Raw genomic sequence first — 23,914 nt, 5'->3', positions numbered from 1 at the left:
ACAACTTCTCCTTTCAAATTTAACTAGACTCTATTTTTGAGTCCATTAGATTAATTATGTAATCTTTTTGTTTTTTTGATAATGGTGTTGCATATCCCAACGCACGTAAACATGCTGGCAGAGAATAAATATAATCGATAAACTCTTTATTATTAGATCTATCTTTCATGGCTTTTAAAAAATAGCGATTTGCTACTTCTAATGGCATTGAATTGAAAATATCCCCACAGTAATCATAAATAAGACCATTAGGCATCGTTATTTTTGATTTTGTATAATCCTCAATAATATTAATAAACTCATTTTTCCTAAGAACGTTAAATAGGCTATGTTGCTTAATGTTTTCAAAATTTGATATTGCTTCTTTTTCAATTCTCAATGTTTCCTTTGTAGTCAAGGATATAACACCCACATTAGGTATATTTAAATTACAATACTTTTCAGCTAAATCAGGATGCGTAACAATATATATTTTTTCAAAAACATTGAGGTAATCGGTGGTTTGTGTTGATAGCCTTTTAGGCGAGTCGAACTCCGATTTTATTTCATATGCAGTAGAACAACCATTAAATACAGCAACATCTACAATAGAGTTATTTATAGGTAGCTCTATTGACGTTGAACATGTTCTTGGGCTATGTCTTCCAAAAATAATTTTATTAACAATTGCTGATTTATAAACATATTCGTTGCGATAATTTTTTTTCAACATATCAAAATATGAAGAAAACACATCTCTTAGTGTCATATTTGACGTTTCTAAAAGACTATTTTTTAAGCCAGTAAAAGCTTCATCTAGACTTTTACCTTTAGCTAAAGAAGAAAAAAAACTTCTCCTAAAAATTTTTGCATAAAAAATATTTAAATCATCATTTTGTTGCATTAGTAAACATTCCATACTGCATGGTTTTTATACCGAATCAAAAGCGTTTGAACATATATGGTAGCCAATTGATGCCTAGATGCAATCAAAAATATCAAATAATCCTATATGCCTCTCTTTCTGACGAAATATTAAAATAATAATCAAGTAAAACAAAAAACCACATCAAATCAACCTCCTTTTATCACAAAATATCAATCACATTTTACGTGATGTAAATCACACGAAACAAAACAAAAAGCCACGTAAAACGCACTACACCGCACCCGCCTGCACAATTTGGATCTAAAAATTATTTCAGTTTTAAAATTCTACAAACCCTATCGCCAAGCCGCGCCAATACTAGGGCGTTGCCGAAAATCTCAAACTGAAATGTGTGAAAAGATTTTCAGTAAATTTCAGTTTTCAGGTGGAGTCCGATTAGCGAGTCAATGCATAACATATTGAAATAAAGTGATTTTTCTATTTTACGTGAGATTTTCACTTGAGCGTATGCACCGCACAAAAACTGAAAAGCCAGTGTTTATGCGGGTTGCGAAGAATTGAAAAACTGAAATCGAATGAAATTTATTTTGCCAAATGACACTTAACGTTTAAGTGACCACTTCAAAAAATTACTGTGAGATAGCCACGTAAAATACAAATCAATCATAACGGTAAAATAGGCTGGTTACTGGCTGGCTTTAAATTACTTGGCTGTATCGTGTGTGAAAAAGTCAGAGTTAACATGTAAGTATGACCACATTCAAAGTCATTACAGGAACAATAAATATGAGGAATGTTATCAACGCCCTCCATTTGAATTTTTCGAATTGTTGCCTGTTCACCACAAACAGGACAGTACACTTTCATTACTCGCATGATTAATCACCTTTGCCTTAATGCCTTCCAGAATAAAGCCAATTAAATACATACCTTGCTATTTTAAAGGGTAACAGGTGTAACAAGGGTTACAACGTTGAATAATAAGAACTTATTTTGTTACCCTTTCAAAAAATCAAGGTGTAACAATCGCTAACGTGTTACACCTTGTTACCCATTTAAAAGCACAAGGTGTAACAGATAAAACCCTTTTAAATCATGCCTGTAACCCTTGTTACACCTGTTACACTAAAAATATAAGATAGTCAGTTTTTATTAGAGAATATCCGCTGAACCGAGGACTTCACTGTTAAAGACGTACACCCGTTTCACCCCTATTTCTGGTAGGCGTATACTGGTTTGGGCTTTCCCATCTTTCCCTGTTTCAAGCCAGCCTTTCTCAATACACAAACGCACGACCTTTCGAGCGTCAAAACCTTTGCAGATTTCTTTCCATGCCGTCGGTAATACGTAAAATTGAATTGTTGGCTCTTGATTGCAACCCCCCTTTTCGACACGACGAAAGCCCATCATATTCATCGGGCGGCTGTTTTCGTCATACCAATCAGCAAAGCGGCTGAACTGGTTACGTGAAATAAAATCGGTGATTTGTTCTAACGCGGTCATGTCTTCCTGATTAGCGGTATGACCACGCTCATTCATCCATGCATCTAAACAGGTCTTTGCTGCGGTAAAGGCTTCACCTTCTTTCCAGCCTGTAATCCCCGCTAAAGTGGCAATTTCCCCCGCCATCGCCACAAGCGCAAAGCGCGTGATAGCTCGCCCGACTTGATTCCCTGCATTTTCAGGCGTCAATTTAGCGGTGTACTCTTTTAATAACGCTTTAGCCGTACTGGAAATAAACGTTAAATCATTGGTGAGGTATTTCAGCCAATCACGGAACGGAGAGCCATGATATTTCGTGACGGCTTGCTCAAGGTGCTCCGCTAAGGCTTTACCACTCGCAAACTGGTGCAAATCCTCAAATACGCCATGTTTACCCGAATCACTGGGGATTTGTATCATACGGACTTCCACCCCTGCATAGGTGCGTTCGCCCGCATTGGCGGCATGTTCAACCAATGACAGTTCGCCTGTCGAGAGAAACAGTAAGTTCCAGCGGTTTGTTTCTCTGACGCTGCCGTCTGTTTTTGCGCGGGCTTTACCTTGACCGTTTGCCAGCATGTAAGCAATGTTACCCGCTTCGCGTCCGTCCACTTCGCGGATTTCATCCAGCATTAACGTAGCGTCATTACGACGGCAAGCCGTTCCCTCAAGTGCGTTACCTGTTGCCCGCCATGTGTACCAGTAATCCGTACCACCACAAACCGAAGCCGCCACTTTCATTGTGGTGGTCTTACCATCTGTTGATTCGCCTTTTAAATGGTAGCCACCGCCCCCCACACCGACTAATTTTAATAACGACGATGCAAAGGCAAGACTCACGGAAAACGCCAGCCTAGCGTTTCCTACGCAATATTTGCCAATGTGCTCCCGCCATTCGTCGCTAGTGCCTGCTACCCTAAAATCTTTTCCTTGTACACTGGAAATTCCTCAAAGGCATGTTATTCAAGGCCCCACATTGCTTTAACTAAATCCCAGCACTGTGACATCCATTACCCGTTTAAGTTAGATTCCAAACATATTCCGAGTTAAAATAACAATTAATTTCATTTAGTGCTCAATAAATGAATGAAAATATTCTTTAATTCCATTTAATATATCAAAATGAGAAATCAAATATGGATTTGAAGGTAAGTTATATGGAAAATAATATAATTCATACACTCGTTGAATTAACAAATAGAGGTAATGACGATGTTAAAATAGCCGCAATCACCGCTCTCGGAGATTACAAGGCAACGATTGAACAGCAAACTGCTATTTCTAGGCTTATTGAGTTGTGCAAGGACCCCAATAAGGATGTGGCAATTTCAGCCATAAAAGCCTTAAGTAAGCTTGCAGAATTCTTTTAACTTATTGTAAACACTCCGTTCTAATGTAATTTAGCAAATACATCGCCTGCTGTTCGTTCTCAGCTATCATCACTAATCTTGTTCAACTGCTACATTAGGTCGTGCGGTATCTCCATGATTCTGTTTTGTCAATAACGAAGCCGACATGACCATCTCCGATATGTGAAAAAACACAATACAACCGCATTTAAGTTAAAATAAGTTTACGCCATCGCTAAGATATGAGCGAGAAGAACGAATGCCATAACGCACTATCATTACATTGGCGAAGCCTACTCATTAAGGAGCTGGTTTAGCTATCCCGACTAATCCACGAAGTTTGGGTCGATAGAAAATAAATCTAATTACAGGATAAATAGCATCCTCCATGAATGCATTCACCTGCCTAACGCAATGCTTTGCAACGTCTAAGTTTATCACTGTTTTTTCTGATAACGCATCTAAAACATTTTATGAGCTTTTGTATTATGTATAGCATTTAATAACAGCCTCACGAAAGGGATTACTGCTTAGTAAAAATTATTATTAATACGCATTTCAACAAACTCAAATTACCCTACAACGTTCGGATATTTCTTACTTCTAACTCATTCTCCATTTTGTGTGGAGAGTGAAAGTAACCATCATTAATATCTGAAATTACATATCTTCTAATCTAAATAACGTATCCGTATTTTTTACTATTCATTAGCTAAGTAACATCAATACAAATCCTCTATCCCGATGGAATATATTTTTTGTCTTTGGTAGTTGTTGCACTCCCTATTAACTGTGCGGCCTATCATTTTTATTTCCTTAGATAAAGAGATTTTTACTGTTATCAATGTTGAACCAACAGAGTCGATAAATCAAAAATGCTATTGTCACTCGCTATAAATGAACCACTATAGTATCGGAAGTCCCAATAATCTAAAAAAAGAAAGCTTTCCATTTCATGATAAAAATCATCAAATCCAGACATGTCCCATATAAAGTGTAAGTCATACAGTACATTCACTCAAAATAGGATAATTCTTGAATTAACTCTTTTACTCTATTAAAGCTAATAAACAACCATAAGTTGTCCCTTTATGAAGATAAAAATTCTCATATGATGATTTATTTATATTGAGTTTTACTTAATAATAATTTAGATTAAGTCACAAAATTTGTGATTGGTAAAGCTGGGAATTTACATTTTTAACGAATAAACCGTTGTATCATATTTAGCTTGCTGTATTTTATACTTGAAAATTCACTAACCACTGTCATTTTCATCTAAATACACATCACTATGCGTTATATCTCATTAGTTTCAGCCTAATTGTCTACGTATAGCGTTTTAAAATGTAAGTTACTTTTTATATCCCCAGCACACTGTAAATAAAACATAAATAGAGTAACCTTATGGAAAACGCAACAAAAAACCTTTTGGATATCGATATTGAAAAGGAAGATATACGTAGTCAAGTTCATCATGTTAAATTTCATGGTGACAATACTGAGTATTTCTTTATATGGATAGTGAATGTTTTATTGACGATACTCACTCTAGGTATATATTCAGCTTGGGCCACCGTCAGAACCCGACGCTACTTCTTAGGTAATACTGAGGTTAATGGCTCACGTCTTGAGTATCATGCTTCACCTGTAAGGATTCTAGTATCTAGGCTTATTATATTTTTCTTTTTTGCATTATATTTAGCCGTTAACTATCTTTTCCAACCAATAGCATATGTTATTCTGTCCCTGTTTTTCTTGATGCTACCTTACTTTATTATTCGCTCATGTCGTTTCCATGCCATTATGACAAGCTATAGAAATGTAAGATTTAATTTTCTCGGCAGTTATAAAAAAGGGTATTGGTACTTTTTTATCCTTCCATTATTACTTTTATTAGGTGCAATTGCTTTTTCATTCTTGGTAGGACAAGTCATAGGTTTAATCGCTATCTTTAGTTCAGCGAATACCAATGAACATATAAATCTGAGTAGATACTTTATCGGCACATACGCGACTTTGTTATTAATAGCGATTTCTTTATATGCCATTTTTGCAATAAGAACCAAACAATTGTATGAGTATTTCGCAAATAACTTTTACTTTGGCAAATCTGCATTTAAGCTAAAAATGAATTATCGGGCAGTGGCTAAAATTTATAGTATCGCTTTTTTAATACTGGTTCCTTTCATCATCTTAAGCGGGTTTAGCATCATCTCTATGATAAAAACCGTTATCATACACGAAAGCAACTTCAGTGAGTTAGAACCACCTGTTTTTTTGTTTTTATTCATATATTTATACTTATACGTAGGGTTTTTCTTCTCTTATAGTTACATTCATATCATGATGAGACGTGAGTTTTTCAATAAATTAGAATTCAGTAACGAGCTAAAATTTAGCTCATCCATCACCTATTTTTCTTACCTAATTCTACTGTTCTCTAATAGTCTTATTATTATATTTACGCTAGGGTTAGCTACACCTATTGCTCAAATTCGCCATGCACGATATTTCGCCATGAACACTAAAATTACAGGCGATATGTCTCTAGAGAATGAACTCGCTCATGATGAGACTCACTCCAATTCTTTTCATGATGAAACGCTTGATTCCTTCGACTTTGGATTATCGTTGTGAACATAGTGGGTGAATATACTTATAATAAAAAGGCACTGAAACACAGTGCCTTTATTGAGTTAGATAATGATAAGCATAAAATTACTCTTCACGTTAACGATGAAGTTAAAACATATCTATACCAAGATATTCATTTATCAAAACCACTAGGAACACTACCAGACTCTATCTATTTTTCTGATGGTGGATGTTTTACCTGTGATAAAGAGCAACATTTACGTAACAAACTCGTTCTGAAAAAAGGCAAACTCCATTTTGGTGTTATTCACTTTTTAGAACGTTATAAAATGGCTAGCCTTTATTTACTAGCCTGTATTATTCCTATGGTATATCTCTTTTTCCAATTCTATCTGCCATCAATGGCATCGATTATTGCTAAAGAGACTCCTGTTCGAATTCAAATGCACCTTGGCCAAGAAACACTCGTACTCTTAGATGAAAGTGTACTTGAACCAAGTAAATTGCCATTAAAAAAGCAGCAAGAACTTAAGGCGCTATTTGAAAGAATTACACCTCAAGAATTTAATAATTATGATTTAAAACCACGGCTTATTTTTAGAGACTACCCGAAACAAGCCAACGCATTAACATTAACTGACGGTACAATCATCATTACTGATGAGTTAGTTAACTTAATTGAAGATGAAAGTGAACTTGTTTCCGTTTTATTACATGAAATGGGCCATCATTATCATCATCATATAATGAATTCTTTAGTGAGTTCATCATCGTTAAAATTTGTCAGCATGTGGATACTGCGCAAATCATCAGGGATTGAAGACATATTGTTAAATTCAGGTAATCAATTAATGACATTGAGCTACTCTCGGGATATGGAATTAGAAGCTGACCAATTTGCTATTGAGTATATGTTAAAACAAGAACGCCCTTTAGAGATGATGGAATCAATATTTATCAAGCTGGCTAACATATCACCTGAAATGAAGAGTAAGCTATTAAGTACCCATCCTCTATGGAAAGAGCGCTTAAATGCGATAGATGCATCTAAACCCTATAGTCAGGATAAAAAACACTAATCACCTCGCTAACATCCCTTTTTATCAATCACTGAATAGAGAATCCCCAATAATATGGAGATTCTCTATTTGCCTTATTGGTAAAAAAATCAACATATAACTGATTATTAATGGAATATTTATACGTTCGATATAGATAGCGTTTATGAAAACAATATGCCGCGTTTTATCACTCTGTTACCACACGAGCATCGCTCTGTTTTATGTGAAATTGAGTTTTCTTCACTATCAAAAAATCAAATTTACGTTATAGTCATGATCTTTAAGTGTTATTTAACCTTTTGATTATGATGTCAATACCCATCATATATCGTCGCTAGCACAAGATATTATTAGGCAAAATTAGATGAAATACGCATCCGTGCCATTTAATCAAAACGAAAATGGTTGGTTAAATGAAACTTCACGCACTCCCCGATATCCGACCTTAAATCAAAATACCGACGCAGATTGGGTAGTTATAGGTTCCGGCTACGCGGGTTTATCTTTTGCAAGAAGACTTGCACACAACAATCCGAACCTTAAAATTATTCTCCTTGATTGCGCAACGGCAGCCGAAAGTTCATCTGCTCGAAATTCAGGATTTATTATTGGGTTACCTCATAATATTGGCAGTTCAACGGCCGAACTAAAGAAAGCCCAATTTTATCGCACGTTGCTTGAAGAAGGCATTCATCAGCTCGCGACATTAACTGAACAGTTTGCGATTGAGTGTGACTGGGAAAGTGCCGGCAAATATCATTGCCAAGTTGATAAAAAGAATGAACGTGTTTTACAAGAGTATGTCGATAATCTCAATACAATGAGTGAACCTTATCAATTACTCGATAAGGAGATGCTCTATCACAAATTAGGTACGCATTTTTATCATAAAGGGATATACACACCAAATTCAATTCTCGTTAATCCAGCAAAATTGGTGGTAGGCTTAGCACGCTCATTACCTGAGAATGTGAAAGTGTATAATTACACTCCCGTTATGGCAATACAGCCTGGCGCCACCATACAGGTACTGACTCCTTATGGCAATATTCGTACAGCAAACATTATGTTAGCAACGAATGCACTCTCTAGAGAATTAACACCAATTAATCATAACCAAGCAGCAATGGCGACATTTGCCAGTATCACAGCCCCACTTTCTCTCGAACAACAACAACGCTTACCAGCGATGAAGAGCTGGGGCTTAACACCTGTGAATGCTATTGCTGGCGCAACGTTACGCTATACCAAAGATCAGCGTATATTGATCCGCCAGCATGTTACCCCTGCGATATGTGGGCGGATCAGTGCAGAACAAACTTATCGAGTGACACAACAGCATCAACAGCTATTCAATAAAATCTACCCGCAATTAGCCGACGTTCCAATAACAAATACTTGGTCCGGTACAATCAGCGTTACCAGAAATGGTGCTCCTATTTGGGGCAAACTCATGAAAGGCGTGTATAGCGCGGGCGGTTGTAATGGCGCTGGGATCTCAAAACAAACCATAGCAGGAACATTATTGGCAGATTATGCTTTAGGAATTGATAACCCTTTAATTGATGCCATGCAGCAACTTGGGCAAGCGAACTATTTGCCACCATCACCGATATTGGATATTGCAATCCACGCCTCATTACTGAAAGAAAGATATATTGGGAGAACGGAAGTATAATGGCAATCGAGTGAACTCTCCCATTCTAGTTTGATCTACATTCCGCACTAACCAATGGAACCCTTTTATCGCGTCATTTATTGGACCATTGGTTTCCCATCAGTAAGAAATTTTACTGCAATTTGCTGCCTATTCATGCTAACACCATAGCCTATGTTATGTGATTGAACCTTTGCCCAATAAACCTGCTGTGAATGCTATTCAACGGTTATGATCGCCATCCATCGAATATTTTTTATTTAAGCCAGACTGATTAGGATTATCATTAAATGACTTTTCACAACTTATTATTATTTAAAGGTTATTCTAACTTGCTTCATTGATCCTTCACCGCTAAATTACCCGTAATTTTACTAATATGAGTGAATGGTTTATGAGCCTCACAATCATTATCTTTTTACTTGTTTATATTGCGATGGGGTTTGGTAAGCTCCCCGGTTTTAAAGTGGATAGAACCGGTGCTGCTGTTATTGGTGCCTTAGCCATGATGGCTGTCGGTAGTATTACCCCTCCTCAAGCATGGAATGCGATCGATTATCGTACTATTGGCATGTTATTTGGGTTGATGGTGGTTTCCGCCTCTTTTGTCGTATCTGGATTTTACAGCTGGACGGCAAACCGCGTTGCCATGCTCAAAGTCAGTGCCCCTGTGTTACTCGCTGTACTCATTGCTGTAGGTGGTTTACTTTCTGCTTTATTGACCAATGATGTTGTTGTGGTGGCAATGACCCCATTATTAGTTTCTATTACATTGTCACGGGGATTAAACCCTGTCCCTTTTTTGTTAGGGTTTTGCTTTGCTGCAAATAATGGCGCTTCTGGCTCCTTGATCGGTAGCCCACAAAATATGATCGCAGCCCAAGGACTAGATATTTCATTTGTTGGGTTACTCCAGGCTTCGGCTGTACCAGCCTTACTCTCATTACCACTGACTTGGGCTGTTTTAGTTTTTCTTTATCGGAACCGTTGGTATCTGGCGAAAACATCCGTGGATGGAGCCGCGGTCACCCCTACTCCATCTACTGATCCTGCAACAAAACTTGATGTATGGGAAACCAGTAAAGCGGGCATTATTACGTTAATTGTTATTATCGCTTTCGTCATCAGTGATATTCCAAGAGAGCTTATTGCATTAACTGCGGCTGGGTTTTTATTGCTAAATCGCTCGATTGCATCAAGTGATATGCTGAAATTAGTTGATGGTAATCTGTTATTACTGATTATGGGATTATTTGTCGTCAATGCTGCATTTGCATCAACGGGATTGCCTCAGCAAATGTTAAATGATTTACGGAATAACGGTGTTGAGCTAAATAACCCTATCGTACTTTTCTTGATCACTGGTGTGTTAAGTACCATTGTTGGTAATAACCCCGCAGTAATGTTACTGGTGCCTTTCTTATCATCCAGCGGTAATACCGATTCATTAGGTGCCGCCTTAGTACTTGGCTCGGGTTTTTCAAGTAATTTATTCGTCTTTGGTAGCCTTGCCGGTATCATTGTGGTCGAACAAGCTGCCGCTTATGGCGTGAAAATTTCGTTTTCGGAATTTGCCAAATCAGGAGGGATCGTCGCTTTATTATGTATGCTACTAGCAGCAGCATGGATAGTCTTGGTGCTTTAAGCAGAATGCCACTCGCGTAATAGCGAGTGGCATATAAATAATTATTTCGGATAGCTGGTTTTATTTAAAATAGTGGCATGCGCCCCAACGGGAAATAGGCTAACCGCACTAAAGGCCTGATCCTGATACCCCATGATCCCACCATCCGTCCTCATCATATCTAAATCAATCAGGATAATGCCGAGTGTTGGAATAATTTTCTCACGCCAAATAAATAAATATAGCTGCTCTGACACCTTAATATAGTGGCAGCGGTCAACATCAGCTAACCCCTTTTCGACCCCATCTAAACAATGCCACGCATAAAACTGTTCGTTAAGATAAACATGTTCATAGCGCTCTTTTGGATTATAGGTATACATATTGCGCATACCAATTAATTCAGATGTGTAGGCTGGTAAGGAGCGTTGAGCCTCTCCTAAAGTGCCAAAATAAATCTCCACTTCGACATCTGTCAAAGGGCGATTTTGCTCTACTTTACTAAAGGCAGAAATGCGAATATCTGCTTCGTCAGGGAGTTTACCTTGCACTAATACACAGTTACCGTCTTTTTCATTGATAATTAAGGTAACACTGGCTTGCCAATCATCTGGGGAGATAAAATTGACGAAATAAACCCCTGAACGAATTGAGGTAACACGGCAATCAATTGTCACACCTTGCCATTCAATTTGTTGATCTGCTGGAAAAGAAATATCTTCTTGCCGGTCTTTTTCAGCGAATCTCAATTGAAATGTTTTACCTGTTAATTGGTTATTGGTTTCTAAAATATAGCTATCTGGAGCAAAACCATCTGACAATGCGCCAACTTGGATAAAAGCCACTTCTTCAATCATAATAGCTCCTTAAGTAAAAGCGAGTGTAGGTAAATCAACGACGCTTGCACCACCATCAATAACCAGTGCAGCACCTGTAATCATTGATGCGTCAGTAGAGCATAAGAATCGGCATGCCAATGCGACCTCTTTTGCCGTTGCAGGGCGCTGTAACGGTACATCACGGCATACATATCGATAAGCGTCATCTAATGTAAATTGATGCTGCTCCATTAAAGGCTGCATCTCTTCATCTGCCATTGGTGTTCTAACCCAGCCGGGACAAACCGCATTCGCTCTGACACCTTGATGACCATAATCACGTGCAACGGAGCGCATCAATCCTATTAAGGCGTGTTTGGCTGTCACATACCCACACGCTTCCGGACCTGCGGCCAACGATGCCAGTGAGCCGACAAATAAGACATTACCGTGACTTTGCGTTAATAGGGGTATACAACCACGAACACTCGCAAAAGCACTATCAAGATTAGCTTTCATCGCTTGATGCCACTGTTGGTCATTCATATCTTCAACACGCCCCAACCCCATTCCGCCTGCATTGCACACCAGCACATCAATAGTGCTCGTATGTTGCTTAATTTGTGGCAAAATAATTTCGTTCCATGAAGTTTCAGTTGAGACATCAGCAACGATAGCAATGGCACCTGTTTCAAGTGCAACTGCATTTAGCGGCTCTGCACGCCGTCCAACAATAAAAACCTGATCCCCTTGCTGTGTGAATAGTTGCGCACACGCCGCACCAATCCCTGTGCCACCTCCTGTAATGATGACGGATCTTGAGTTCATTCAACCCCCCTATCGCTGGAATTGTTAAAACAACGTTAATTTATTTATTAATATAGAAATAAATAACCTTCGTTGACCATCGATCTAAGGAACGATATTCAGCAAAATACGGAGGTCGCGAATAAATTTATCGCTAAAAGGTATCAACCTGCCTCACAACAGGTTGATAAAGATAAGGGAAGCATTAAGGTAAGATAGCAAAAGAACGCACGGGAAAACCGCTCGCATTATTAGGTTTGGCAACAATATTAAAAATAACCGCCCCTCTCGTCGGTAATTTGTCCAGATTGGTCATCAATTCAATTTGATAGGTGTCCTGCTCTAGAACATAGTATTCACCTAATAATGCATTATGGCGACGAAAATCCTGAGCCGCATCGGTGTCAAAGGTTTCATGACCTATTGCTTTGATCCCCCTTTCCTCAAATAAGAATTTCAATGCATCAATCCCCCAACCCGGTATCTGATTATTTCCCTCTGCATCTTTGTTATCCATCGCCTCCTGAGATGGCCAGCGATGACTCCAGTCAGTCCGTAGTGCAACAAAAGTATCAGGCTCTATTTTTCCGTACTCTTGTTCAAAATTGAGTACATCTTGACGTGAAAATGCAAACGTAGGGTCTTGCTTCGCTCTTTTTGATTGGTCAATCACAATTAGGGGTAAAACTAACTCTTTTAGTTCTAATTCATGTAGATAGCGTTTCCCTTCAACGAAATGGCAGGGGGCGTCAATGTGTGTGCCATATTGGCCTGGAAAAGTAAATTGTTGGGCAAAAAAACCATCTGGATAATCAAATAATGTCTTTATGCTTGCCGATTCAAACATAAAAAAATGCGGTGAATCTTTATCAAAAGGATGCGTTAAATCAACCCATGTTTTTGACTTTAATAATTTAAGTGCTGTGATTAAGTCATTTTCCATAATATTCCCCTGATGATGTGTTAATTCAATTTTTAATTTTTAGCTTGTTCAATAACTAATTAACGAAAAAAACACAATTTGTCTAGATCAGTAAAGAGAGGAATTTTCATATTAAAAATAGAAGAGAAAATCGTATCACTCAAATAAAAAACCACCTAATATAAATATTAGGTGGTCAAATGTAACATAATAAAAAATAATAAATAGACTAGGGTTTTGGATAATTAGCCCATGCTTGAGGTTCAATAAAACCATCATAAATAGACTGAGAACGAATGTAATCAGCGTATTCTTTAGATTCAAAAGCCTCTTTTAAATCTTTTGCCCATTGGGAATTCACATTGTCTTGCATAACAGTCACAATCACCCGATGCTCTAATGGTGAATTTTCTACAACCAGCCCATCGGCAATACGCTGACCAGCGCTGGCAACATAGTTGCCGTTAACAACAACAAAATCAACATCATCTAATAAACGTAACCCCTGAGCTGCATCGGTTTCACGTATATCTAAACGGTATTTAGCAGGTTCGATATCATTAACACTAAAGGTTAATGTGCTGATATTCGGTTTGATTTTTATCCAACCTAACTCTTCTAAAATACGTGCGCCGCGCTCTGCATTTACGGGGTCATTGGATAAAGCAACGATCATACCGTCTTTCACTTCGTCTAATGATTTATGTTTATTCGAACGTAAGCTTTGTGGTGCACTCGGAGAATCAGTTAATGCCACCATATTAATATTATTTTTCTTATTATAAGCTTCCATATATGCACGACTCTGGTTTACCGAGGCATCGATAGAACCTTCTTCAAAGGCGGGATTTATTTGTCTATTTTGCGAAAATTGGCGTAAATTGACTTTATAACCCTTCTTTTCCAAGATGGGTACAATCCCTTTCTCAACTTGGTCGATATAATTACCAACCCCAAAACCTATAGTGATCTCTTTTTTATTCGGATTATCCTTTTCACTATTATCATTACATGCAGCTAATGCAATAACAGCGGTAGCAATAAGCGATAAGTATTTTATTTTTTGTTTCAACATGATGTTACGACCCTGTGTAAATAATGTGGCCAGTATAATCATATTTTTTACATCTTATTTAGATCATCTCGTTATAACTTAATACAAAAAGAATATATAACCTATTTTATATGCCTTTTAGGTATATGAATATAATAATTTGTTCGTTCGAATAACGATTCGCTTGATATGTAATGAAGGAGATAAAAAACGTTAAAAAAAAGTGAGTTATGAAATGCCGATTTTAAATTATGATTTAATTGATGCGCTAATCAATATAACACCAGAGTCTACCTTAGCAGACGCAAGGAAAGAACGTTCAAACGCGACAGAAAATACGCAAGCTGCTTTTGAAGCGATTTTTTCCGCACCGTCACCCCAATTAACCGGAGAAATTAAGTTTTTATTTGCGCGAATTATCGCTGAACAGACAGGTAGCTATGTGCTAGCCGATTTTTACAATCAATTATTAGGGCAGCGCTCACCTCACTTGAATACGCCAGCGCTTCAAGCCGCTGAACACTATTTACGCATATTGGTGAGCCAGCCAAAACAAACTCATTACTCCCTCATTCATGCCCTTATTGAACAAGGGTGGCACGAAGCGGATATTATCCTACTTGCGCAATTAATAACTTTTGTCACCTATCAAGCCCGTTTAATTGAAGGGTTAAGATTATTGCAAGGTAACAGTACTATCACCAAATCTGCTGAGCCAGTTACTGCTGGACAATGGAATAGCAACTCACACACTCATCAAGGCCAACCCGCTCCGACCGCCTTCACTCAAGATCAACTTGGATGGGAATCATGGCTACGAGCGAGAGATCCACAGACGCTAGAAGCAGATGAAGCTCAGGTGATGAAAAAATTCGGCCAACTTAATTCTGAATATTTTTTGCTGCTCGCCCATCAAAGTCACATTCTAACACTACGTACGCTTATCGATCGTGGCGTCTTTTATACCCTCGGCGGCTTACCTCGTTGGGAACGTGAATTTGCTGCTGCGGCGGTTAGCAAGGTGAACGGCTGCATCTATTGTGCTTCGGTACATGCTCGTAAAGCCAGCCAATATGCCAAAGAGCATAAAGCGGATGTTGAGAAGCTTATCGCAACGCCAGTAGGCGCGATTTTAGCTGAGGGTTTTGATGACCGTTTAACGGCGATTACGGATTTCACGACAGCGCTATCAACGACACCAATACGAGCCACGCATCAACAGGTTGAGACACTACGTCAACTAGGGCTAAGTGAGCTAGAGCTACTTGATTTGATCCAATCAACCGCCTTTTTCTCTTGGGCTAATCGACTGATGCTCTCACTCGGTGAACCATTTGAACTTAAACAGGACAAGGAGTGATCTCGTGACACAGCTAAAAGGGTTAAATGCTTTGGAAGAGCAAATCACTCAAGACCTACAAAACCTTAATCTGCCATTAAACCGCTGGTCATTATCGCCAAACCAGTCTGATGACCATCAATTAGATGTTGCAATTATCGGTGCGGGCATGTCAGGGGTCACGGCAGCCTTTGCCCTTAAATTACAAGGGATTGATGCGATAGTTTTTGATCAAGCCCCAGAAGGTCAAGAAGGCCCATGGCAAACGCCGGCCTTGATGGAAACATTGCGTTCACCAAAACAGGTGGTTGGCCCTGCACTCGCGTCACCCTCTTTAACTTTTCAAGCTTGGTTTAAAGCTCAGTTTGGTGACGATGAGTGGGAAGCACTTGATAAAATTCCTCGTTTACAATGGGGGGAATATCTACAATGGTTTAAAACCATGACGTCGCCAGTGGTTTTCAATCAATATCAATTAACTGATATTCAAGTCAACCCACAAGGTTGCCTACTCACATTTGCAACACCTAACGGTAAACAGCAATATCAAGCACAGCATGTGATCCTTGCGACAGGTATGGAATCCTTTAGCGAACCTAATATTCCAAGCTTTATGGCGGAGATCCCTTCTGCTTACTGGGAGCACTCTTACGCCGGTAGTGATTACAGCCGGTTTAAAGGGTTAGATATTGCGGTCGTAGGATACAGTGCCGGTGCTATGGATAGCTCGGCAACAGCACTTGAACAGGGTGCTCGCTCTGTTGAATTATTGATCCGAGCGAAAGATATGCCAAGGGTGAATCGCGGAAAAGTCGCAGGCAACCCTGGCTTTACTCAAGCTTATCACCAGCTTACCGATGCACAAAAATGGCATTACAGTGATTATGTTGCTAAAGCAAAAACGCCGGCCCCGCATGGCAGCACGCTGAGAGTCTCTCGGCATGAAAATGCTTATTTTAACTTTAATACACAGGTCAAAAAGATAGACGTCAATGGTAAGAAACTGCATATCGCCACAACCACAGGGGAATATGTGGTCGATTACCTGATCTTAGCGACCGGATATCGCATTAATTGGCAGCGCCACAGTGCATTTAATCACATCGCGCCTTTTATTCGTAAATGGGGTGATGTGTATACCCCTTCTAAAGCTGAACAAAATAGTGAGTTTGCCTCCTATCCCTATTTAGGCCATCACTTTGAATTTCTCCCTAAAACCGATTGTGAGTTACCTAAGCTCAGTAATATTTACTGCTTTAACTTAGCTGCATCCTTAAGTATGGGGCCACTTATTGGTTTGATCCCTAATACCAATACGGGCGCGCAGAAACTGGCTGAACATATCGCTGCTCAGTTGTACCTCGCTCATCATGAGCAACATTTAGAGCAGGTAAAAAATAGCACTGAAGCGGAGCTACTAGGTGATGAATGGCAACCTGCTCTCCCCTATAGCCAGCGAACACCACAAACGAGTAATGTGGAGTGATTGATGATTACATTTAAAAATATTCAGAAGGTCTATGAAAAAGAAGGCCATTCACTCACTGCCTTACAGGATGTGAATTTGCAGATTCATGAAGGTGATATTTTTGGGTTTATTGGCTATAGCGGTGCAGGAAAAAGCTCCTTGATCCGTCTCGTCAACCAACTTGAAAAACCCTCGTCAGGTGAAGTGATCATTAATGGGAAAAATATTGCTCACCATAGTGCAACTGAAATTCGAGCCCATAAAAAAAGCATCGGCATGATCTTCCAGCACTTCAATTTGTTAGAAACGAAGACCGTTGCACAGAATATCGCCATGCCGTTATTGCTATCAGGAGTCGACAAAAAAGAAATTCAGCGACGCGTGGATGATATTTTAGCCTATGTAGAGCTGAGTGATAAAAAACACCAATATCCTGGGCAACTATCAGGCGGACAAAAACAGCGTGTCGGTATTGCTCGAGCATTAATCAATAATCCGAAAATTTTATTGTGTGATGAAGCCACTTCTGCACTTGACCCACAAACGACACAATCTATTTTGTCATTATTAAAAAAAATTAATCGTGAACAAAATATCACCATTTTGTTGGTAACTCATGAAATGGAGGTGATTGAGCAGATATGTAATCGTGTCGCGGTAATGGAGGCGGGTCGAGTTGTCGAAGAAGGCACTGTTTTAGAGATTTTCTCAGAGCCACAACATCCGACGACAAAAAAGTTTGTCCGTACCGTACTTAACGAAGAAATCCCTGAACGTGTCTTGCACAATTTAGAGCATCAAAGCAATGTTTACCGCTTAGAGTTTTTAGGTGCTTCCGCACAGCAACCCGTTGTGAATGAACTGATCTTACAGGATAAAGTTAAAATCAATATTTTGTTTGCCAATATGAAAGAGATAAGTGGTGTCGTGTTAGGCAGTATGTTTGTCCAGATCGTCGGCCATGATGAAGATATCGACCAAGGGATCGCATTTTTACGTCAGCGCGGTGTTGCTGTCAATAAGGGGGTACTATGACACAATGGCTTGATACCGCATTAACGAGTAAACAATTTTTACTCGCGATGTCTGAAACCTTCACTATGGTTTCAATTGCACTGGTTATCGGTTCCCTATTGGGGATTTTACTGGGGATTGCACTCGTTGTGACGCGCCCTGATGGGATTTGGGAAAATAAATGGGTTTATCGCATTATTAACCCAATAATCAATACGGTCCGTTCATTGCCTTTTATTATTCTACTCGTTGCAATGATCCCTCTAACACGTTTTATGGTTGGCACCTCTATCGGCACTACGGCTGCCATTGTGCCCTTAGTTATCTATATTGCACCTTATACGGCTCGTTTAATTGAAAACTCATTATTAAGTGTGCATTCGGGGATCATTGAAGCCGCAGATTCAATGGGGGCGACCAATTGGCAAATTGTTTGGCACTTTATCTTACCTGAGGCTAAATCATCGCTAATCTTAAGCTTAACCGCAGCCAGTATCACTTTAGTGGGAGCGACAGCCATGGCTGGAGCGGTCGGTGGTGGCGGTGTCGGTGACCTAGCACTCAACTACGGTTACCAACGTTTCGACAACGTTGCTATGGCAATCACCGTCGTTACATTAGTCATTATTGTTCAAGGAATACAAATGATTGGTGATTATCTTGCTAAGAAAGCAAGATTCCACTAATTCTAGATGACCGATATATCAGATTATATCGGTCAATCTACTCTTTTCCGTCCAATGCATCATTTTATTGATAATCTCCGCATCTTTTTCGCCTGTTTTCCTCTAAATAATTATTTTTCTAATTTATAGCTTATTGATTAGCGTGAAAATTACACAAAACGCCAACCTTTACTAACTTTAAAGTTAAATCCCACAAAAAAATATAAATGAAACCGTTGATTCCACCAAACAATGCGTTCAAAAGCTTATAAAAATAGCATAAGCATGTCATAACAATTTAAAAAAATGCAGTTAATCGTCAATTTATTTGTTGTTATCTGTTGTATAATCATAATGATATGTCAATGGAAATGTTTTTAAGTCGTTTTAAACAAAAACATTATCAATGCCATGTTAATCTGAGTTTTTTCTTCTTATTGCTGATTACTTTATACGCAACACTACTGCATCATCAGCGTTTTATTAACCTCTAACCTAAATCTGATTATGCCAACAATAGAACAACTGATATTACTGACATCCATACTGATTTTACTGGGTATTTTTTCTAGCAAACTTTCTGCTCGGCTAGGCTTGCCTATGCTTGTTATGTTCCTGTTTATAGGAATGTTAGCGGGTGAAGATGGCATAGGCCAAATCGCGTTTAACAACGTGAATGTTTCCTATGCTGTAGGTTCACTCGCATTAGCCTTGATTTTGTTCGACGGTGGCCTACAAACATCAGTTAAATCGATTCGACTTGTTTGGAAGCCTGCATTTACCTTGGCCACCTTTGGGGTGTTAATTACCGCGGGCATCACCGGACTCGCCGCGGCTTATATTCTTGGCATCCCCTTGCTTGAAGGGCTGTTGCTTGGCGCCATTGTCGGCTCAACAGATGCGGCGGCGGTATTCTCCCTATTGCGTAACGCGGGTATCTACCTTAATGAACGTTTACAATCAACGTTAGAAATTGAAAGTGCTACCAACGACCCAATGGCAATTTTCTTAACCGTGGGCTTACTGCAACTCCTCATGAATCAAAGCGCTTCTGGTAGCGAATTATTATTACTGTTCGTTAGCCAAATGGGGATCGGTACACTTGTCGGCCTAAGTGTTGGTTGGATTTCAATCAAGATCATTAATAAAATTAAGTTACTGGCAACAGGGTTATACCCAGTATTAGTGGCGGCGTGTGGTCTATTATCATTCGGTCTAGCCAGTAACTTACAAGGTAGTGGCTTTTTATCTATCTTCGTTACAGGCGTTGTGATTGGTAATGCTCGCTTTGTTTTCCAACGTAATACCTTTTTATTCCATGATGGGCTGGCTTGGCTCAGCCAAATCATCATGTTCGTTATGTTAGGCTTGCTAGTTAACCCAAGCTCTTTATTAGAGGTCTGGTTTGAAGGGTTGGTGATCGCACTGGTACTCACCTTTATCGCTCGCCCCATCGCTGTCGTGCCTGTATTAAAATTCTTTAAATTCAGTCGTGAAGAAATCACTCTGGTTTCTTGGGTTGGTCTGCGTGGCTCTGTTCCTATTATCTTAGCGATCTTCCCTTTTATTTATGGTCTACCAGGTGCTAACTTAATTTTTGATGTGGTTTTCTTCGTGGTATTAATCTCAGCGACGTTACAAGGCTCTACCCTACCTTATGTCGCACGCAAACTTAATTTAATGCAGCCACCACCATTACTGCCCGCTGCAACTTTGGACATTACCGCTGTCGATCAAATTGATGCTGACCTAGTAGAGTATACGTTGGGTGAGGACTGTTCTGCTGTCGGCCGCCGTCTATCTCAGTTGGCACTACCTGACCAAACTGTCATCGCAATGATCACTCGTGGTAAAAGCGTGCTCCCCCCTCGTGGTTCAACAAGACTAATTGCCGATGACCATTTGTTTGTCGTCTTGAAACCAGAAAATCGTTTATTCCTCGAACGGCTGTTCTCTGAACAAGTCTCTCCTGATTTAACCCCGATAGAATTACCCACTTCTGGGCTCAGTCTAAAGGGCACAACAAGGTTAGATGAGATTTATGAGTCTTATGGCATTTTAATCGATAATGAGAATAACCAGACACTGGATCAATTTATTTATAGCATTTCAGCAAATGAGCCAGTACAAGACACCGTCATTAGCTTAGCGACATTACAGATAAGAATTAGTGAGATGATCGGCTCTCGAATTGTGACGGCAGTATTAGAGCCCCTTCCACAAGAAGATAATTAGTTCAACGGCAAACATCAGTTAATTCGATTTACAATGAAATTAACTGATGTTTATATCTGCCAGCCTCTTTTATTGTCTGGATGTGCGATTTTATCTGGGTGTATTGTTGATAGCTTTATCTTCTTTAGACTATTTGATGAGTTGTTATTTTTACTCATATAATTTTCTAGATTCTTAGCTACAAAAAATAAAAGCCCGTAAACGGGCTTTTATTTCGCAAAGTATAAATAAAGATAGCTACAATAAATTATCAGTATACTCAATAGAGAGAATTCTCAATTGTTATTAGCATATTAATGTTCTTAATTGAAACAATTAAGTTTTAATTGCTTAATTAATTTCCACTTTGGAACATAATAACTGATGATTAAATGAGTGAATAAATAGAGTCATCAAACCCTTTAGATTCTTTGTCCTCATTAGCATGAGTATCATCTTGCAGGATTTCACTGAAGAATTCGCCCATATTTACATCTAATACTTTTAGTACTCTAACTAGACAATCAATATCTATACGATTTACCCCACGTTCATAACGAAATAGTTGTTGCTCACTGATATCAATCTCTTTAGCTAACTGAAAAACGGTATAGCCTTGAGATTTTCTTAACGATTTAATTTTTTGTCCAACTGCACAAGCGACAGGATATTTTGTATTCATAAACATTCTCGCTTCAACTTATATTATTAATGAAATAAAAAATCAGCAGGTGATTCTCTGTGTTTTTCTATTGTTATCTTTATTTATGATATAGCCATTTGGGTGTATTAACGACGATTCAGCATATATCTTGAGAGGGATGATATACTAGCCATATAATTAGTTTCAACTAATCCAAAAATGACATTGCAAATGTGTAACTAAATATTATCAGAATCACAAAAAGCCCACCACCTAAGTATTATTCTTTAATTTCAATAAGTTAATCTGTTTAACAATTAATAGTTGTTGTTCTATGCAGACATAGTCTAACAGGTAGCGGCAGAGTTATAATCTAAATTAACCTCATTTAACCGATAAAAAATCTAAAAATAAAAGAAATAAACAGAATAATTTAATACTGTAACACTATTAATGATTTTTCAAATCAATATTCATTTTATGAATACGCATAATAGGATAATTACAGCAATACTGTAAAACAAAGTAAAAAATGGAAATTTTTCCCATATTATCATTTTGATAACTTAAATATCAATAACTTATAACAATAGTCCTTTTGTTACAATCGGCAGAAAATACTTAATTTTTAAAGCAGCACAAAAAAAACAGACTACAGCTATCATAGCTAACATAACAAAACATTAACGTTAAGTATCTTTTTGCTTTGCTATACATGAAGCATATCACAAAAAACAAAAAATTAAATTCCCACAAATAAACAGGTTTTTATCTCGCCACAACACTCTAAAAGTGATATTTTTCTTATAGATTTTTTACATATATTAAACATGGGGAGTTTATGTCTACAAAATTTTTATCGGCAGATTTTTATCATGTTAAGCTCGACTGATACTCCTACAATTTTTTTGTTTTTAGCATCTGATATAGACAAATGAAATCTAATCCTCAACAAAAAGAACATCTACAGCATTATAAGAGTAACAATGTAGATTTTATCTAACCATTATTCTTAGCCCAATAAGAAGACTATTTCTAGCAATAATCATTCGAAATTTATTTCCTTTTTTGATCCTACCTTCCTTATAACTCATATACAGCGTAGATATAGCGACAAATAAACACCATGCAAAATCATCTTTTAATGACGATCATTTATTGATAAGTTTTTATTGATGATCATTTTTGAACCAAACATTTTTATTAATACATATTTTAGGTGGTTTATTAATTACCTGATTAGTGACTAATAGCAACTTAATGAATATTTTTCGATATTGTAAATATTAAAACTAATTATCATTAATATTTTCATTAAATAAAATAACGGTAAGTGATAATAAAGCAAAGATAATGCGCTCGAGTTAATAAGAGATTATTTTCATCAATTAGCACATTGGGTAATATTTAATATCTAAATTTAGGTTTAGACGTTGCTTTCAGCGAGTTTAATGACTGCGTTCAATTTGCACTCAACGCGTTTACAAGTTTTTTTATTATTATGCCCAGCTAACAGTCAATTAAGACTAAAATGCTGAGATATGCGCATTTAGCTCACTCTACAATGGGAAATTTAATGGAGCTATCCGAGAAATGAATTTCTGTTATTTTATCTAGCACGCTGCGCACTAGAGCAAAATTGAATAAAAATGAGAGGTTGAAGTGATATTATCTATGTGAGTGGTTATTTATCAATTTTACAAGCTAGCAAATCATTAAGCTCGGTGTATTGGCTAAATCTCTGTTTGCTAGCTTCGCAGACATGACAAAAACGCTATCGATAAGCAGGGTTCAATGATCGCAAAGCGGTTACAGTGGGTTTGATTAGAATTTTAATGCGGTTTTTCATTGATACTTAAATAAACATCATGAAAATAAGGTGGTTATTGTTGATTTAGGGGATTTGATTAGATGGTGGGTCGTGCAGGATTCGAACCTGCGACCAATTGATTAAAAGTCAACTGCTCTACCGACTGAGCTAACGACCCATCTGGTATGACTGATTTTAATATTAAGATGGTGGGTCGTGCAGGATTCGAACCTGCGACCAATTGATTAAAAGTCAACTGCTCTACCGACTGAGCTAACGACCCATCTATTAATTTTTATAACCAGTATTTATGAAAATGCGAGTAACTAATGAAGTGGTGGGCGATACCGGGCTCGAACCAGTGACCTCCTCCTTGTAAGGGAGATGCTCTACCAACTGAGCTAATCGCCCACTTCATGACAAGTTTCACATATTTGTAAATAAATGGTGGGCGATACCGGGCTCGAACCAGTGACCTCCTCCTTGTAAGGGAGATGCTCTACCAACTGAGCTAATCGCCC

17 protein-coding genes, 4 tRNA genes and 1 pseudogene are annotated in these 23,914 nt (G+C 38.3%); 10 read left to right on the top strand and 12 right to left on the bottom strand.

What is annotated here, in order from left to right; genetic code table 11:
• Nucleotides 1–19: 19 nt before the first annotated feature.
• The 3 genes and pseudogenes from PSF11_RS11420 to PSF11_RS11410 form a co-directional block, all read right to left on the bottom strand.
• Nucleotides 20–883 (bottom strand): sce7726 family protein, encoded by an 864-nt coding sequence (locus PSF11_RS11420; RefSeq protein WP_072502404.1) that lies wholly within the window; start codon nucleotides 881–883, stop codon nucleotides 20–22.
• Between the two features lie 648 nt (nucleotides 884–1,531).
• Complete coding sequence (locus PSF11_RS11415; protein ID WP_004906883.1) at nucleotides 1,532–1,744, bottom strand: ogr/Delta-like zinc finger family protein; 213 nt, start codon at nucleotides 1,742–1,744, stop codon at nucleotides 1,532–1,534.
• Between the two features lie 276 nt (nucleotides 1,745–2,020).
• Nucleotides 2,021–3,292 (bottom strand): annotated as a pseudogene (locus PSF11_RS11410) (DUF927 domain-containing protein); the annotation flags it as partial.
• Nucleotides 3,293–3,507: 215 nt separating this feature from the next.
• On the opposite strand from PSF11_RS11410, the gene PSF11_RS11405 reads away from it, so the two are divergent.
• From PSF11_RS11405 to PSF11_RS11385, 5 genes are all read left to right on the top strand, one after another.
• Nucleotides 3,508–3,720, top strand: coding sequence for a HEAT repeat domain-containing protein (locus PSF11_RS11405; RefSeq protein ID WP_104873590.1), 213 nt, complete (start codon nucleotides 3,508–3,510; stop codon nucleotides 3,718–3,720).
• Nucleotides 3,721–5,106: 1,386 nt separating this feature from the next.
• A complete protein-coding gene (locus tag PSF11_RS11400) occupies nucleotides 5,107–6,339 on the top strand; it encodes a YjgN family protein (protein WP_004921259.1) in 1,233 nt (410 codons plus the stop codon).
• The gene (locus tag PSF11_RS11395; protein ID WP_072502406.1) at nucleotides 6,336–7,376 is read left to right on the top strand and encodes a M48 family metallopeptidase; all 1,041 of its coding nucleotides are present in this window, start codon (nucleotides 6,336–6,338) and stop codon (nucleotides 7,374–7,376) included. Before PSF11_RS11400 ends, PSF11_RS11395 begins: the two co-directional genes overlap by 4 nt.
• Before the next feature lie 346 nt (nucleotides 7,377–7,722).
• A complete protein-coding gene (locus PSF11_RS11390; protein WP_072502407.1) occupies nucleotides 7,723–9,036 on the top strand; it encodes an NAD(P)/FAD-dependent oxidoreductase in 1,314 nt (437 codons plus the stop codon).
• 373 nt (nucleotides 9,037–9,409) lie between these two features.
• A complete protein-coding gene (locus PSF11_RS11385; protein WP_072502408.1) occupies nucleotides 9,410–10,660 on the top strand; it encodes an SLC13 family permease in 1,251 nt (416 codons plus the stop codon).
• 41 nt (nucleotides 10,661–10,701) lie between these two features.
• Here the strand turns inward: PSF11_RS11385 and PSF11_RS11380 are convergent, their stop codons facing one another.
• From PSF11_RS11380 to PSF11_RS11365, 4 genes are all read right to left on the bottom strand, one after another.
• On the bottom strand, nucleotides 10,702–11,496 hold the full coding sequence (locus tag PSF11_RS11380) for a MoaF C-terminal domain-containing protein (RefSeq protein WP_053110511.1): 795 nt from the start codon (nucleotides 11,494–11,496) through the stop codon (nucleotides 10,702–10,704).
• Between the two features lie 9 nt (nucleotides 11,497–11,505).
• Nucleotides 11,506–12,285, bottom strand: a complete 780-nt coding sequence (locus PSF11_RS11375; RefSeq protein ID WP_004921272.1) for an SDR family NAD(P)-dependent oxidoreductase — start codon at nucleotides 12,283–12,285, stop codon at nucleotides 11,506–11,508.
• A gap of 184 nt (nucleotides 12,286–12,469) precedes the next feature.
• Nucleotides 12,470–13,207 carry a cyclase family protein gene (locus PSF11_RS11370; RefSeq protein WP_053110513.1) on the bottom strand — a complete coding sequence of 246 codons (738 nt, stop codon included), beginning with the start codon at nucleotides 13,205–13,207 and terminating at the stop codon, nucleotides 12,470–12,472.
• Between the two features lie 208 nt (nucleotides 13,208–13,415).
• Nucleotides 13,416–14,261: a MetQ/NlpA family ABC transporter substrate-binding protein gene (locus PSF11_RS11365; RefSeq protein ID WP_227698385.1), complete on the bottom strand. Its 846-nt coding sequence runs from the start codon at nucleotides 14,259–14,261 to the stop codon at nucleotides 13,416–13,418.
• Nucleotides 14,262–14,475: 214 nt separating this feature from the next.
• Here PSF11_RS11365 and PSF11_RS11360 point away from each other — a divergent pair, with 214 nt between their 5' ends.
• From PSF11_RS11360 to PSF11_RS11340, 5 genes are all read left to right on the top strand, one after another.
• The gene (locus PSF11_RS11360; RefSeq protein WP_072502409.1) at nucleotides 14,476–15,600 is read left to right on the top strand and encodes a CMD domain-containing protein; all 1,125 of its coding nucleotides are present in this window, start codon (nucleotides 14,476–14,478) and stop codon (nucleotides 15,598–15,600) included.
• A gap of 4 nt (nucleotides 15,601–15,604) precedes the next feature.
• Nucleotides 15,605–17,065 (top strand): NAD(P)-binding domain-containing protein, encoded by a 1,461-nt coding sequence (locus PSF11_RS11355; RefSeq protein WP_004921281.1) that lies wholly within the window; start codon nucleotides 15,605–15,607, stop codon nucleotides 17,063–17,065.
• Between the two features lie 3 nt (nucleotides 17,066–17,068).
• Nucleotides 17,069–18,082 carry a methionine ABC transporter ATP-binding protein gene (locus PSF11_RS11350; protein WP_004921283.1) on the top strand — a complete coding sequence of 338 codons (1,014 nt, stop codon included), beginning with the start codon at nucleotides 17,069–17,071 and terminating at the stop codon, nucleotides 18,080–18,082.
• The gene (locus tag PSF11_RS11345; protein WP_004921285.1) at nucleotides 18,079–18,747 is read left to right on the top strand and encodes a methionine ABC transporter permease; all 669 of its coding nucleotides are present in this window, start codon (nucleotides 18,079–18,081) and stop codon (nucleotides 18,745–18,747) included. Before PSF11_RS11350 ends, PSF11_RS11345 begins: the two co-directional genes overlap by 4 nt.
• Before the next feature lie 486 nt (nucleotides 18,748–19,233).
• Entirely contained in the window at nucleotides 19,234–20,961 is a 1,728-nt protein-coding gene (locus tag PSF11_RS11340) for a potassium/proton antiporter (RefSeq protein ID WP_004921290.1), read from the top strand.
• A gap of 367 nt (nucleotides 20,962–21,328) precedes the next feature.
• Here the strand turns inward: PSF11_RS11340 and PSF11_RS11335 are convergent, their stop codons facing one another.
• From PSF11_RS11335 to PSF11_RS11315, 5 genes are all read right to left on the bottom strand, one after another.
• Nucleotides 21,329–21,622, bottom strand: a complete 294-nt coding sequence (locus PSF11_RS11335; RefSeq protein ID WP_014656306.1) for a helix-turn-helix domain-containing protein — start codon at nucleotides 21,620–21,622, stop codon at nucleotides 21,329–21,331.
• 1,873 nt (nucleotides 21,623–23,495) lie between these two features.
• A tRNA-Lys gene (locus PSF11_RS11330) sits at nucleotides 23,496–23,571 on the bottom strand.
• Nucleotides 23,572–23,600: 29 nt separating this feature from the next.
• A tRNA-Lys gene (locus PSF11_RS11325) sits at nucleotides 23,601–23,676 on the bottom strand.
• A 52-nt stretch (nucleotides 23,677–23,728) separates the two neighbouring features.
• Nucleotides 23,729–23,804: transfer RNA gene (locus tag PSF11_RS11320), tRNA-Val, on the bottom strand.
• A 34-nt stretch (nucleotides 23,805–23,838) separates the two neighbouring features.
• Nucleotides 23,839–23,914: transfer RNA gene (locus tag PSF11_RS11315), tRNA-Val, on the bottom strand.

This window comes from Providencia sp. PROV119 (assembly GCF_028482435.1).
In the GTDB taxonomy this organism is placed as follows: domain Bacteria; phylum Pseudomonadota; class Gammaproteobacteria; order Enterobacterales; family Enterobacteriaceae; genus Providencia; species Providencia stuartii.
The sequence above is the reverse complement of the archived record's forward strand: the minus strand, read 5'-3'. Positions and strand labels throughout refer to the sequence as shown.

Excerpts from the sequence above, each read along its gene's own strand:
- PSF11_RS11345 (WP_004921285.1), top strand. The coding sequence starts at position 18,079 with ATGACACAATGGCTTGATACCGCATTAACGAGTAAACAATTTTTACTC.
- PSF11_RS11335 (WP_014656306.1), bottom strand. The coding sequence starts at position 21,622 with ATGAATACAAAATATCCTGTCGCTTGTGCAGTTGGACAAAAAATTAAA.
- PSF11_RS11375 (WP_004921272.1), bottom strand. The coding sequence starts at position 12,285 with ATGAACTCAAGATCCGTCATCATTACAGGAGGTGGCACAGGGATTGGT.
- PSF11_RS11370 (WP_053110513.1), bottom strand. The coding sequence starts at position 13,207 with ATGGAAAATGACTTAATCACAGCACTTAAATTATTAAAGTCAAAAACA.
- PSF11_RS11385 (WP_072502408.1), top strand. The coding sequence starts at position 9,410 with ATGAGCCTCACAATCATTATCTTTTTACTTGTTTATATTGCGATGGGG.
- PSF11_RS11360 (WP_072502409.1), top strand. The coding sequence starts at position 14,476 with ATGCCGATTTTAAATTATGATTTAATTGATGCGCTAATCAATATAACA.
- PSF11_RS11350 (WP_004921283.1), top strand. The coding sequence starts at position 17,069 with ATGATTACATTTAAAAATATTCAGAAGGTCTATGAAAAAGAAGGCCAT.
- PSF11_RS11365 (WP_227698385.1), bottom strand. The coding sequence starts at position 14,261 with ATGTTGAAACAAAAAATAAAATACTTATCGCTTATTGCTACCGCTGTT.
- PSF11_RS11420 (WP_072502404.1), bottom strand. The coding sequence starts at position 883 with ATGCAACAAAATGATGATTTAAATATTTTTTATGCAAAAATTTTTAGG.
- PSF11_RS11340 (WP_004921290.1), top strand. The coding sequence starts at position 19,234 with ATGCCAACAATAGAACAACTGATATTACTGACATCCATACTGATTTTA.
- PSF11_RS11405 (WP_104873590.1), top strand. The coding sequence starts at position 3,508 with ATGGAAAATAATATAATTCATACACTCGTTGAATTAACAAATAGAGGT.
- PSF11_RS11380 (WP_053110511.1), bottom strand. The coding sequence starts at position 11,496 with ATGATTGAAGAAGTGGCTTTTATCCAAGTTGGCGCATTGTCAGATGGT.
- PSF11_RS11390 (WP_072502407.1), top strand. The coding sequence starts at position 7,723 with ATGAAATACGCATCCGTGCCATTTAATCAAAACGAAAATGGTTGGTTA.
- PSF11_RS11400 (WP_004921259.1), top strand. The coding sequence starts at position 5,107 with ATGGAAAACGCAACAAAAAACCTTTTGGATATCGATATTGAAAAGGAA.
- PSF11_RS11415 (WP_004906883.1), bottom strand. The coding sequence starts at position 1,744 with ATGCGAGTAATGAAAGTGTACTGTCCTGTTTGTGGTGAACAGGCAACA.